Source organism: Maribacter huludaoensis (assembly GCF_029350945.1).
Taxonomy (GTDB): Bacteria; Bacteroidota; Bacteroidia; order Flavobacteriales; family Flavobacteriaceae; genus Maribacter; species Maribacter huludaoensis.
On sequence record NZ_JARKMS010000002.1, the window covers coordinates 605,532 to 617,647 of the forward strand.

Sequence of the window (12,116 nt, forward strand, 5' to 3'; positions counted from 1 at the left end):
AAAATATGTCCTTTAGATAAAAAAGGTTTTGTATTAATTAATTATCTTAAACAGATTAGCTTTTTTTATTAAAATTTTGTAAGTTTTATCTTATTAAAATAAATGTAATTAAAGAATTAGAAAGTTTCCCTAAAAATAATTGCTATGAAAATAGACACCGTTTGTATTATAGATGACGACCCAATATGTGTATATGGCACCAAAATTCTTTTAAATCACAATAATTTTGTTAGTGAAAATATTATGGTTTTTGAAGATGGTTATGAAGCATTGACCAATTTAACATCCTATTTAAAAAATGGTCAACCAATGCCAGATATTATTTTATTGGATTTAAATATGCCTGTAATGAACGGATGGGAGTTTCTAGATAAGTTTCAAGAAATGATTTTTGAAAAAAAGCCTAAGGTATTTATCGTTAGTTCTCATTTTGATCAAGCAGAAATTGATAAAGGAAAAAGTTATGAATTAGTTTGTGACTTTATTTCCAAGCCATTAATTGCCAAAAACCTAACCGATATTATTGCTATGAGTAAGGTAAAGGTCTAATTTATACTGCCAAATATAAATAAGGCATATAGAAAATTATTTAGAGGCTACTTGTAATACAAAAAGGTTGTCTTACCATATATTGATATTTACCGTTCCGTAAATTCATTTGACACTCCTAAAACAACATCTAATAAATTTTAAAAAAAAAGCCCGATCAAGTAAACTTGTCGGACTAATTATGTGCTAAAGCGCAAACCTTTTGCGCTTAATTGTGGAGCCGGAGGGATTCGAACCCTCGTCCAAACAAGCAATTAAAATGCTTTCTACATGCTTAGAATCTGATTAATTTTCGATGTGCACCTGACCAGAAACCGCCCAATACACACTTATCTTCTTAAGATTTTGGTGGTGTCGCCAAAGCGAGCGAACACCCTTATGTTGACTTTTCTGGTGCTCCTATAAGAATCGCCATCAACAAGGGCTATTCAGGAACATCTCGCTTCCCTACCTTGTAGGGACGAGGCTAATCTTACTATAATTCAGATTAAGCGGCAAGAGCGTAATTATTTTCGCCAATTAAAAGTGTGAAAAATGAGATTAACGAGCTGTTTCCCAGCGCTCGACATGCTTACATTCCAACTGGTCTCGCTGTCAAAACCGGTCGGCCCCAATATGTAAATGAACTTTAGTATTAAATTGTAGCTTTACATTAAAAGCTAATAATTAACGGGCAGCAAAGCTAACAAAACTTTAGCAACCACTATAATTTTTATTTGGACACTAAGCCAAGTGTTACTAATTGCATAATTTAGTGCAATATTTATACCAAACCCATATGAAGTTCGGAATCATAAGAGAACGTAAGAATCCACCAGACAAGCGTGTTGTTCTATCGCCTAAAGCATGTCAAAAAGTCCTGTCTACCCATCCTAAAGCTGAAATTATAGTGGAGCCTTCTCCAATTAGGGCTTATATGGATGCAGATTATCAAGATTTAGGTATTACAGTTGCAGATAAAATGAATGATTGCGATGTGTTACTGGGTGTTAAAGAGGTGCCTATTGAGTCTTTGATACCAGGTAAAAAATATTTTTTCTTTTCTCATACCATAAAAAAGCAACCTTATAACAGAGAATTGCTTCGTGCTATCTTAGAGAAGAATATAGAAATGTATGATCATGAGGTCATAACTAACAAACAAGAACAGCGCGTTGTTGCCTTTGGTAGGTATGCCGGTATTGTTGGAGCCTATAACGGGTTTCGTACGTACGGTTTCAAATACGACATTTTTCAATTACCAAAAGCAAATGAGCTACCAGATCAACAAACTTTAATAGCCGAGCTTAAAAAACTTAAGCTACCTAATATTAAAGTATTGCTTACCGGTAGAGGTAGAGTTGGTAATGGTTCTAGAGAAATGTTGGACGGCATGGGTATGCGTAGGGTCAATGTTAGCGAATATTTAGAGCAAACATTTAATGAACCAGTATATTGCCAAATAGATGCGGGAGAATATAATAAGCGTAAGGACGGCGTACGTGGCAATAAAGCTAATTTTTTTGCCCATCCAGAAGAATACAAGTCCAACTTTTTTAGGTTTGCCAAAGTGACCGATTTCTATATTGCAGGTCATTTTTATGGTCAAGGTGCTCCTTATTTGTTTACCAGAGAAGATGCCAAGGATAAAGATTTTAAAATTAAAGTGGTTGCAGATATAAGCTGTGATATTGACGGACCGGTAGCTTCTACCATTAAACCATCAACTATTGCCGATCCCATTTATGGTTATGACCCTACAACGGAGTCTGAAACAGATTTTACCAATGCAGATGCCATTGCGGTAATGGCGGTAGATAATTTACCGTGCGAGTTGCCTAGAGATGCCAGCGAAGGTTTTGGTGAGGCTTTCATAAAAAATGTGATTCCTGCTTTCTTCAACGAAGATAAAGACGGCGTTTTAGAGCGTGCACGTATGACCCAAAATGGAAAGCTGACCAAACGTTATGCATACTTGCAGGATTATGTAGATGGTAAGGAATAGATGTTAATTTATTTTTAAAACTTGGTATTGGTTACTACGTGAAAAATGTATTTTAAAAGGATTGGAAAAATATATAATTTGCTATCTTTTTTGTTTAAATATTTATGTGTGAATTGATAAAATAAGCTATATTAAAAATACTTAGTTAATCAAGGAAACCCCAATACCAAAAGTAGTTTGCCTATGGTTATAATCAATTAGGGTTTCACCATAACCATCAAACAATTGAAAATGGCCGTTGAAATTCTCGAAAATAGGAAAAGACCAGTTCAGCTGTATACTACCGCGACTTTTATCTCCTAGATTTAAAGAATGTCTTGCAATGGCTCTAAAGCGTTGTCTGCCCCAGTCATAACTTATGTCAGCTTCACCACGACCAATAAAATCAGATATGTTTTCGTTATCATCGATTTTACTTCCAATGCGTATCCATGGCTTTAGCATTACCTGCCAGTTTCTTTTTTCAAAGGCGGCATGAAAAGCAATACGGTTCCAACTTCTGGAAATTGGATCTGATTGGCCGTTAGATTCATGAATAATGGCCGCGCCTATCATTTTTGTTTCAAAACCCAATATTGGAAACTTAACGGGAAAGTTGGCTATGATTTCTGGCTTATAATTTAATTCACGAAAAGGTCTTGAACGTTCAGAATTATATATCTGCCAGTATGCGGTCTGGGAATAGCCCATCCATAAATCCATACGCCCATCGAACATACCGTGAAAGATTTTGGTTTTAAGGCTGATCTGAAATTTTGATTCTACGGCATTAAGACTACTAGGTTCATCTAACACCTTATCTGAATTTTCTGCCTGAGGAAACTCATTAGGATTGGTAGAAAATTTAGCCGCGGTTATGTATATGGGTTTATATGAAGTTAGAATAAAAGTTCCTCGTTGATGCTCGTCATCTAATTCCCATAGTTCACTTAAACTTTTACTATTGTTAAAATACCAATTGTGATCATGATCGTCTTGAGCGCTAACCAGATTGGATGTTAGAAAAAAAGTTGTGTATAAAATTCCGAGAATGAATAATTGCCTGCCCATGTGATCTACTTTAAATAACAAAAATAGGCATTAAGCAATACAACTAATAAATTTATCCTCTACCTCTTAAGTATGGTTTCAGGACCCAAAAAGATATCCAGATGAAAGCTCCAAACCCAATAATCCATAGCCACGCGTTCCATAGTAAGAGCGATTTTAACATACATTGCATAAGTAGCTGAGGTCTGGCAACAATATCCCAGGAATTGAATCTTAGAAAACGACCTAGAAAAATTCCGAACCCACTTAAAAGGGAAACGCCCAGTAACATCATATTAGCAAGAAAAGGATGGTTGTGTTTGCGTAAATAAGAAAATACGTCCATCATAGATAAAACGCCTAACAATAAACCGCTAAGAGCAAAAATGAAAAGCATAAGCATATCTAACCAAATGGTAGCTGCCGAGTTGTCTAAGTGAATGAGGTCTGTGATGATATACGGACTATTTGGTAAAAACAATACCCAAAGAAAGAATAGGCAATATCGCAATATTTTAGATTGTCCCAAACGCACATTTGCCATTAACTGCCTAGATACAAAAAGGGGAATTGCTGCCAAGAATAAATTCCAGAACATAAAGAGAAAATCTGTGGTACCGGAAACGTAAATTCTATAGGCTAATAATACTGCGGCCAAAGACGTAAGCTGAATAATTCTATTTTGAAATATAGAACTTCTTGTTGCAATTAAATTCATGATAATGAGCGATTTGGGATCTATTCAATAACGATGTATAAATCTAGTTATTGTAGGAAAAAACCTATTTTTTTGTTAATGAAAGACCTTTTGGCAGTTTACGGTAAATGATGCTTTTATTTGTATTTTTAAGCTTATGAAACCAGCAGAAGATTATATATTCAATCAACCGGAACCATACAGGGCAATTTTAATGCATTTGCAAATGATGATTGAAACCACATTACCTGAGGTTGAGCTTAAATTTAAATGGAATATTCCCTGTTTTTATATTGGTAAATCACCAATTTGTTATTTGAATGCATCGCACAAAAAGAAGTTTGTAGATATCGCTTTTTGGAATTCTGCTCACCTTACCAAGCATTTGAACGTACTAGTTTCTGAAAATAGAAAAGTAGTACGTTCATTGCGATATAGTACCCTTGAAGATATTGATAACGATATTCTGGTAGATGTTTTACTGGATGCCTATGCTGTTCGTAAAAATGGATTTTATAAGCAAAAGGATATTTCGTAGCTAAAAAAAATAGCAGCTATGTTTTATTAATTAGATATAATCTTTTCTGAGCAAAGGTCAAATTTATATTTTCCGTCCAAAAATTTTATAACACAGTTCTTGTTGCTTAAAAATGTTTTGTTAGTGATTAAATTTTCAGTTTCCGATTTCCAAACAGTATCAATCCTTTTATTTAAAATTCCACCTAATTTTCTTTTATCTAAATTATATTTTGCTTCTTGAGCTGAGCCAGCCCAACACTCGGCGTAACCGTAAGAAATTTTGTACTCACCTATTTCCCAGGTCGTTGAAATTTTATCATCGCATTTGAAATAGGATAAAAATATTAGATTAAATCCAATGACTGTCGTTACAGCTAATAGTCCAACAATTACTAGAATTTTTTGCCAATTCTTTTTCGGTAATGTCCCAATTAATATTATAACAATTAGAGCAAAAAAGCCATTAAACCACGGAATAAGATTTTGATTAGTTAAGTCCCAATCCGACATATATATTCCAAGCGCAACTATAATTACGATTAATAATATGATTAAGATTATAGTTTTTAATTGTTTCAAAGTTAATCGCTACTATCTAAAACTCATTAACAACAGCTCTTAACGCAACTAAATCCGTCAATAACTTTTTCATTAATCCTAAGTCTAACATATTGGCACCATCACTCTTGGCATTGGCACAGTCAAAATGCGTTTCAATGAATAGTCCGTCTACGCCTGCAGCAACACCTGCACGTGCCATAGTGCCGATCAAAGCTGGTCTGCCACCAGTTACACCAGAAGATTGATTTGGTTGTTGTAAAGAATGGGTTACATCTAATACCACGGGAGCAAATTGCTTCATGGTTGGTACGCCCCTAAAATCTACGATCATATCTTGGTAACCGAACATGGTGCCACGATCAGTAATAATAGCTTGCTCGTTACCCGTTTCGGTAACTTTGTTTACGGCATGCTTCATACTTTCAGGACTCATAAATTGCCCCTTCTTTATGTTGACCGTTTTACCTGTTTTTGCGGCGGCAACTACTAAATCAGTCTGGCGGGCAAGAAATGCCGGTATCTGCAATACATCTACATATTCTGCAGCCATGGCAGCATCTTGTTCCGTATGTATATCAGTAACCGTAGGTACTTTGAATGTCTCAGAAACTTTACGTAGAATCTTCAATGCCTTTTCATCTCCAATACCCGTAAATGAATCTAATCTACTTCGGTTAGCTTTTTTGAAACTTCCTTTAAATACATAAGGAATTTTAAGCTCGTCGGTTATAGTAACAATATGCTCTGCAATACGCATTGCCATGTCTTCACCTTCAATGGCGCAGGGTCCAGATAGTAGAAAAAAGTTATTACTGTCCGTATGTTTTATTTGGGGTATAAGAGATAGGTTCATTCGTCGAATATTTTTGAACAAAGATACTATTTTAAGAAGCTTACTGTTCTATTAGGATAAGATTGTCGAAATCCCAAATCGAAATGAAAATCAAACAGTTTTTTATAGCAACAATATTTCTCGTTTTTGCTGCTAATGCACATGCTCAGTTCGGTAAAAATTGTGAGTTACGACAAGTTAAGATCAATCTACTTAACCCTGGTCTTGAATATGAAATGGCTTTGGGCACCAATACAACTTTTGATATTAAAGCGGGTATACAAGTAGCGTTAGATCCATTGTTGCCAGATGTATATAGTGAATTTGGCGTTTTTCCTGCAGTTGCCGCTCAATACCGCTATTACTATAATTTTGAAAAGCGTCAGCGTAAAAGAAAACAGATTTATGGTAATTCTGCCAATTATGTGGCTCCTGCGGTCGCCGTTTTCTTTCCGGGTTCAAGAACCATTGCCAATGAAAACGTAGAAGGCGCTTTTGGTTATGCCGGTTTGGTAACAGGTATACAACGTAGTTTTGATTCGGGTTTTAACTTTTCTGTAGATGTAGGTGCTGCATATTATGACGGGCAATTTGAGGGCGACATTTATCCGGTAGCAAACTTAAGCATTGGATTTATCATCAGTGAAAAGCGATGGTGTGTAGGTCGTTAATCTCGTAAGTGTTTTCTTAATATTTCTATAAATCAGGTGGTTACTTTTTTTTAATCATGTAGTTTTAGTTGCAACATCAATCTAATTACATGAAAAAAATTACACTGATTCTTCTATTCTTATCTATTACAACGGCACATTCCCAAATCAGGGATTTTTCTGAAAAAGGCAACGGACTCATAAATCTAGAGCGACACCAATTTACAATTAACTTATTGGGACCGGGAATTAGGTATGAGCTAGGTCTTTTTAAAAACGTAAGTGCATCTACCAGTTTTACACCGGCTTTTGCTAGGTATCAAGAGGGTTATGCTTTGGGTTTTGCTTGGCATACCAGAATTAGATATTACCATAATTTTCAAGAGCGTTTAGATGTAAATAAGAATATCATAGGTAACTCAGCCAACTACATTGGGCCTGCACGTAGCATTTTCTGGGAGCCATTACAGTTTACAGATAATATCTCTGACGGAAATAGTGATTATGCCTTTGCATTCTATGGTGGAGTATACGGTGTTCAGCGAACCAACAGAAAAGGTTTCAATATAAATGCAGAAGTGGGTTATGGCTATTTTGATTCAAAAACTTTAGATAGTGGTCATGGCTTTTTGCTTCATGTTACCTTTGGGTGGGTGGCTACAAAAAGAAAATCTAGGAAGCCCACTTTTGATTAATGTGGTCTGGTATTTGATGCATATCCGGAATAAAACCAAACCAGATTATAATATGAAAAAGATTATTTTTTTATCCGCTATGCTGTTAACCTCTTTTTACGTTAAGGCACAATCAGGGAAATTAGTGGAAGACAAACTCTTTAAAGTTAATGCCTTAGCACCAGGGATATCTTATGAACTGGGGGTCGCTGATAAAACTACCTTGAATTTAGAGGCGTTCTTAGGTTTAGCACTGAATGGAGGGTCAGATAGGTCAACTAATTTTGGACTGTATCCAGGTTTAGAGGCAGATGTAAGGCAATACGTAAATTTTAATAGAAGATTAAATAAAGGAAAGAATATATCTGGCAACTCTGGTAATTATGTTGCATTTTTAAATCAACTTCAATTGGGCAAGCCAATAATCGGTAATTTAGAATACGCCTCGGATTATTTTTATAACGGTGCTTTAGTATATGGTATTCAGCGTACTTATAAAAAAGGATTCTATTGGGGCTTGGCTTTTGGTCCGGGTATTTTTGTCGATGATTTTTATACAGATGCGGGTATTTTAATAGACCTTAGACTTGGTTGGGTTGTAAGTGGTAGGAAAAAGTAGGTAACCCATTAGGGAACTACCTCAAAATCAATAAGATAAAAATAACATAAGTTTAAGTGTAGCTATAAATATTTAAAGTATCTTTGCACGCTTAAATAAGACCTTTTATGTCCACTACAACAAAGAATATTGCGATCATTGCGCACGTTGACCACGGTAAAACGACCTTGGTAGACAAAATAATGTACCACTGTAGCCTTTTTCGTGAAAACGAGAATACAGGCGATTTAATTTTGGATAATAACGACTTGGAAAGAGAACGTGGTATTACCATTACTTCTAAGAACGTTTCCGTTATTTATAAGGATACTAAAATAAATATTATCGATACTCCCGGTCACGCCGATTTTGGTGGTGAAGTTGAGCGTGTATTGAATATGGCAGATGGTGTTTTGTTGTTGGTAGATGCTTTTGAGGGTCCTATGCCACAAACACGTTTTGTACTTCAAAAAGCGATCGACCTTGGTTTAAAGCCTTGTTTGGTAATCAACAAAGTAGACAAAGAAAACTGTACTCCAGAAGAAGTGCATGAAAAAGTTTTTGATTTGATGTTCGAGCTGGGTGCAGAAGAGTGGCAGTTAGATTTCCCTACTGTATATGGTTCTGCTAAGAACAACTGGATGAGTACCGATTGGCAAAATGAAACGGAAAACATTGAGCCTTTATTGGATATGGTAATTGAGCATATTCCTACTTTTGAGCCAAAAGAAGGAAATACTCAAATGTTGATCACTTCTTTAGATTTCTCTTCATTTACAGGTAGAATCGCTATCGGTAGATTACAAAGAGGAACTTTAAAGGAAAATCAGCAAATTTCTTTGGTAAAACGCGATGGTTCTATCGTAAAATCAAAAATCAAAGAATTGTACGTTTTTGAAGGTCTAGGTCGTAAGAAAGTAGAAGAGGTTGAAACTGGTGATATTTGTGCCTTGGTTGGTGTTGAAGGTTTTGAAATTGGTGATACCGTTGCCGATATTGAAAACCCAGAAGCTTTGAAGACCATTGCAATAGATGAACCTACCATGAGTATGTTGTTTACCATTAACGATAGTCCGTTCTTTGGTAAGGATGGTAAATTCGTTACTTCTCGTCATATTAATGATAGACTTCAAAAAGAATTGGAAAAGAACTTGGCGTTACGTGTAAACGAAACAGATAGTGCAGATAAATTCTTGGTATTCGGCCGTGGGGTATTGCACCTTTCAGTTTTAATTGAAACAATGCGTCGTGAAGGTTACGAATTACAAATTGGTCAGCCACAAGTTATCATCAAAGAGATCGATGGTGTTAAATGCGAGCCGGTTGAAGCATTGACTATAGATTTACCAGAAGCTGTTTCTGGAAAAGCTGTTGAGATGGTTTCTATGCGTAAAGGTGAAATGACCAGTATGGAAGCTAAAGGTGAGCGTATGATCTGTGAGTTTATAATTCCTTCTAGAGGTATTATAGGTCTACGTAACCAATTATTGACCGCTACCGCTGGTGAGGCTATAATGGCGCACCGTTTCTTGGAATACCAACCAATGAAAGGAGATATTCCACAAAGACAAAATGGTTCTTTGGTTTCTATGGAAACTGGAAAAGCAATTCCTTACTCCATTGATAAATTACAAGATCGTGGTAAGTTCTTTGTTGATCCGGGTGAAGATATTTATGAAGGTCAGGTAATTGGTGAAAACTCTCGTGGAGATGATATGACCGTGAACATTACAAAGACTAAAAAATTATCTAACGTTCGTTCTTCTGGAGCTGATGATAAAGCAAAAATTGTTCCTGCAATTAAGTTTTCTCTAGAAGAAGCATTGGAATATATTCAAAAAGATGAGTATGTTGAGGTTACTCCTAAGTTTTTACGTCTACGTAAAATCTACTTGACCGAAAATGAGCGTAAGCGAAATAAAATTGCATAAATAAAAAAGCTCCTTGATAAAGGAGCTTTTTTTAGCTCTTAATCTATAGAAACCACCTACTTAGGTGGTTTTTTGTTTATAGTGCACTTCATCTTGTTTTAAGATAAGCCTTATGGTGCATTTATTGGTTAGGTATAACCTCAATTAGTAGCGTTGTACTACGAAAAACGCAAAAAATTAAGATAGATTTTCCTACTTTCTTAATAATAAGTCCATCCTGCATTTTTCTTCGTTTCTGCATAGAATTTTATCTAATTTAAAGTGGTATTAAATTCAACTCAAACAATTAATAATATGCAACTAACAGGTAAAAATGTGCTCATTACCGGAGGAACCCGGGGTATTGGTAAATGTATGGTTCAACATTTAATTAAGAATGGTGTTACCAATATTGCGGTCATTGCCCGCGACAAACAGAACCTAAAGAATCTATCATTAGAATACCCAACGGTAAATTTCATTCGCATTGCCGGTGATATTGCCAATATTCAGATATTACGAGATGCTGCGGCACGTATAGAAGATAAATGGGGGCATCTTGATATATTGATCAATAATGCGGGTATAGTTGCTGCAGGTCCTTTAGAGGATATTCAAGATGAAGACTTGTACGATCAGGTTGCCGTTAACTTGACTGCGGTCATGTTGTTGACCAAATACTGTATTCCGTTATTGAAGTTTTCTGAAGATGCCTACATCTTGAATATTTCATCAGGATTAGGATTGATAGGTATGCCTTTCTATGCGGTCTACGGAAGTACCAAAGCTGCAATTCGCCAGTTTTCAGATTCTATGAGAAGAGAATTGGCGCCTTTTAAAGTGTCCGTAACCTGTGCTTTTCCTACCGCTACGGATACGGAAATGATGCAGAAGTTTAAAGGTAGAAAGATGGATGCACCGGAGTACGTTGCAGAGCGTTCGCTTGAAGGATTATTTAATAAAGAAATTCAAGTAATTTTTGGTGGGGAAGAACGACTCAAAGAAAATACCTTGAACTTTGAAGCACCTGAAGAATTGGATAAAAAGGTTGCCGAGAATTACGAGGAACGAAAAATGGCCAGTTTAGATCATAAAGCCGTATAATCTACACCGGGAAATCAACAAACGGCGAACAATTATGAAATTACTTTACAAACTATCCCTATTATTAGTACTTGCAGTTATCGTGTCCTGTAAAGAAACACCTAAAAATACAACTGAAACCGCTAAGGAAGTGGTTACTGAAAATGATGTCATTACTTACCCTGATACTTGGGTGGCTTCAAGGGTTTCTAAGGCTAAAGAAAGATTAAATGGCACGGAGGCAGGAAAAGTTATTTGGAATGCTATGGAGGCGCATGGTGGATTGGATACTTGGTTTGCCAATGGTCCACTTACATTTCGTTTTAATTACCAACCTTTAGATGGTAAAACGGCCAGAGACAGTTACCAAACAGTAGATACTTGGAGCAACCGGGCAGTACACACAAGTGCTACGGATAGTACGGCTAAATTTGGTTGGACAGGTAAAAAGGCATGGGTGATGGCAAAAGATAGTACTGCATTTGCCTATGATACTAAATTTTGGGCATTGACACCTTTATGGTTTGTTGGTCATCCGTTTGTATTAAGTGGCGAGGGCGTGAACTTAGAGCTATTGCAACCTACTACATTTAAGGATAAAGACTACAATGTTGTAAAAGTAACTTTTGATGCAGGCACGGGCGATGCACCGGATGACTACTATATTCTATATGTAAATAAAGAAAGTAACAAGATTGCGGTTATGAGATATATTGTTTCTTATCCGGAATATTTTAAGGACGGTGGCCACGCTCCAGAAAAATTCACGGAGTTTATTGGTGAGCAAACCGTAGACGGAATTACCATGCCAGGAGGATTTAAGACGTACTGGACTGTGAAGAACGATCAGCCGGGAGAATACATAACTAAAATTGATTTTACAGATGTGTCTTTTGAATCTGATTTGCCTAAAGACTTTTTTGATGCCCCGGAAGGTGCAAAAATTTTAGAGTAATATCTTTTAAAATTCAAGTTTTTTTCAACTAAAAAAAGCGTGTATCTAAAATACTTTTTAGATACACGCTTTATA

At 36.0% G+C, this 12,116-nt stretch carries 13 protein-coding genes and 1 other RNA gene; 9 read left to right on the plus strand and 5 right to left on the minus strand.

What is annotated here, in order from left to right; all coding sequences use genetic code 11:
• Positions 1-144: 144 nt before the first annotated feature.
• A complete protein-coding gene (locus PXC01_RS07740; RefSeq protein WP_276471715.1) occupies positions 145-549 on the plus strand; it encodes a response regulator in 405 nt (134 codons plus the stop codon).
• Between the two features lie 212 nt (positions 550-761).
• Here PXC01_RS07740 and ssrA read toward each other — a convergent pair.
• Positions 762-1,161, minus strand: a transfer-messenger RNA (tmRNA) gene (gene ssrA / locus PXC01_RS07745).
• 166 nt (positions 1,162-1,327) lie between these two features.
• Between ssrA and PXC01_RS07750 the strand changes: the two genes are divergently transcribed.
• Entirely contained in the window at positions 1,328-2,533 is a 1,206-nt protein-coding gene (locus PXC01_RS07750; protein ID WP_276471716.1) for an NAD(P)-dependent oxidoreductase, read from the plus strand.
• A 141-nt stretch (positions 2,534-2,674) separates the two neighbouring features.
• On the opposite strand, the gene PXC01_RS07755 is transcribed toward PXC01_RS07750, so the two are convergent.
• Both PXC01_RS07755 and PXC01_RS07760 read right to left on the minus strand, forming a co-directional pair.
• Positions 2,675-3,583: a phospholipase A gene (locus PXC01_RS07755; protein WP_276471717.1), complete on the minus strand. Its 909-nt coding sequence runs from the start codon at positions 3,581-3,583 to the stop codon at positions 2,675-2,677.
• A gap of 52 nt (positions 3,584-3,635) precedes the next feature.
• On the minus strand, positions 3,636-4,280 hold the full coding sequence (locus PXC01_RS07760; protein WP_276471718.1) for a DUF1361 domain-containing protein: 645 nt from the start codon (positions 4,278-4,280) through the stop codon (positions 3,636-3,638).
• Between the two features lie 136 nt (positions 4,281-4,416).
• Between PXC01_RS07760 and PXC01_RS07765 the strand changes: the two genes are divergently transcribed.
• Positions 4,417-4,797, plus strand: coding sequence for a DUF1801 domain-containing protein (locus tag PXC01_RS07765; RefSeq protein WP_276471719.1), 381 nt, complete (start codon positions 4,417-4,419; stop codon positions 4,795-4,797).
• A gap of 26 nt (positions 4,798-4,823) precedes the next feature.
• Here the strand turns inward: PXC01_RS07765 and PXC01_RS07770 are convergent, their stop codons facing one another.
• Together PXC01_RS07770 and kdsA are read right to left on the minus strand one after the other, a co-directional pair.
• The gene (locus PXC01_RS07770; protein ID WP_276471720.1) at positions 4,824-5,357 is read right to left on the minus strand and encodes a hypothetical protein; all 534 of its coding nucleotides are present in this window, start codon (positions 5,355-5,357) and stop codon (positions 4,824-4,826) included.
• A gap of 16 nt (positions 5,358-5,373) precedes the next feature.
• Positions 5,374-6,192: a 3-deoxy-8-phosphooctulonate synthase gene (kdsA, locus tag PXC01_RS07775; RefSeq protein ID WP_276471721.1), complete on the minus strand. Its 819-nt coding sequence runs from the start codon at positions 6,190-6,192 to the stop codon at positions 5,374-5,376.
• Positions 6,193-6,275: 83 nt separating this feature from the next.
• Here kdsA and PXC01_RS07780 point away from each other — a divergent pair, with 83 nt between their 5' ends.
• From PXC01_RS07780 to PXC01_RS07805, 6 genes are all read left to right on the plus strand, one after another.
• On the plus strand, positions 6,276-6,842 hold the full coding sequence (locus PXC01_RS07780; RefSeq protein ID WP_276471722.1) for a hypothetical protein: 567 nt from the start codon (positions 6,276-6,278) through the stop codon (positions 6,840-6,842).
• A gap of 89 nt (positions 6,843-6,931) precedes the next feature.
• Positions 6,932-7,516 carry a hypothetical protein gene (locus PXC01_RS07785; RefSeq protein WP_276471723.1) on the plus strand — a complete coding sequence of 195 codons (585 nt, stop codon included), beginning with the start codon at positions 6,932-6,934 and terminating at the stop codon, positions 7,514-7,516.
• Positions 7,517-7,568: 52 nt separating this feature from the next.
• Complete coding sequence (locus tag PXC01_RS07790; protein ID WP_276471724.1) at positions 7,569-8,114, plus strand: hypothetical protein; 546 nt, start codon at positions 7,569-7,571, stop codon at positions 8,112-8,114.
• A 107-nt stretch (positions 8,115-8,221) separates the two neighbouring features.
• Complete coding sequence (gene typA / locus PXC01_RS07795) at positions 8,222-10,024, plus strand: translational GTPase TypA (RefSeq protein ID WP_276471725.1); 1,803 nt, start codon at positions 8,222-8,224, stop codon at positions 10,022-10,024.
• Positions 10,025-10,318: 294 nt separating this feature from the next.
• Positions 10,319-11,107, plus strand: a complete 789-nt coding sequence (locus PXC01_RS07800) for an SDR family NAD(P)-dependent oxidoreductase (protein ID WP_276471726.1) — start codon at positions 10,319-10,321, stop codon at positions 11,105-11,107.
• A gap of 34 nt (positions 11,108-11,141) precedes the next feature.
• Positions 11,142-12,041: a DUF6503 family protein gene (locus tag PXC01_RS07805; protein WP_276471727.1), complete on the plus strand. Its 900-nt coding sequence runs from the start codon at positions 11,142-11,144 to the stop codon at positions 12,039-12,041.
• Positions 12,042-12,116 lie beyond the last annotated feature (75 nt).

Bases quoted from the DNA above. Each gene is read 5' to 3' on its own strand.
- PXC01_RS07740 (WP_276471715.1), top strand. From the start codon at position 145: ATGAAAATAGACACCGTTTGTATTATAGATGACGACCCAATATGTGTA.
- PXC01_RS07750 (WP_276471716.1), top strand. From the start codon at position 1,328: ATGAAGTTCGGAATCATAAGAGAACGTAAGAATCCACCAGACAAGCGT.
- PXC01_RS07755 (WP_276471717.1), bottom strand. From the start codon at position 3,583: ATGGGCAGGCAATTATTCATTCTCGGAATTTTATACACAACTTTTTTT.
- PXC01_RS07760 (WP_276471718.1), bottom strand. From the start codon at position 4,280: ATGAATTTAATTGCAACAAGAAGTTCTATATTTCAAAATAGAATTATT.
- PXC01_RS07765 (WP_276471719.1), top strand. From the start codon at position 4,417: ATGAAACCAGCAGAAGATTATATATTCAATCAACCGGAACCATACAGG.
- kdsA (WP_276471721.1), bottom strand. From the start codon at position 6,192: ATGAACCTATCTCTTATACCCCAAATAAAACATACGGACAGTAATAAC.
- PXC01_RS07780 (WP_276471722.1), top strand. From the start codon at position 6,276: ATGAAAATCAAACAGTTTTTTATAGCAACAATATTTCTCGTTTTTGCT.
- PXC01_RS07785 (WP_276471723.1), top strand. From the start codon at position 6,932: ATGAAAAAAATTACACTGATTCTTCTATTCTTATCTATTACAACGGCA.
- PXC01_RS07790 (WP_276471724.1), top strand. From the start codon at position 7,569: ATGAAAAAGATTATTTTTTTATCCGCTATGCTGTTAACCTCTTTTTAC.
- typA (WP_276471725.1), top strand. From the start codon at position 8,222: ATGTCCACTACAACAAAGAATATTGCGATCATTGCGCACGTTGACCAC.
- PXC01_RS07800 (WP_276471726.1), top strand. From the start codon at position 10,319: ATGCAACTAACAGGTAAAAATGTGCTCATTACCGGAGGAACCCGGGGT.
- PXC01_RS07805 (WP_276471727.1), top strand. From the start codon at position 11,142: ATGAAATTACTTTACAAACTATCCCTATTATTAGTACTTGCAGTTATC.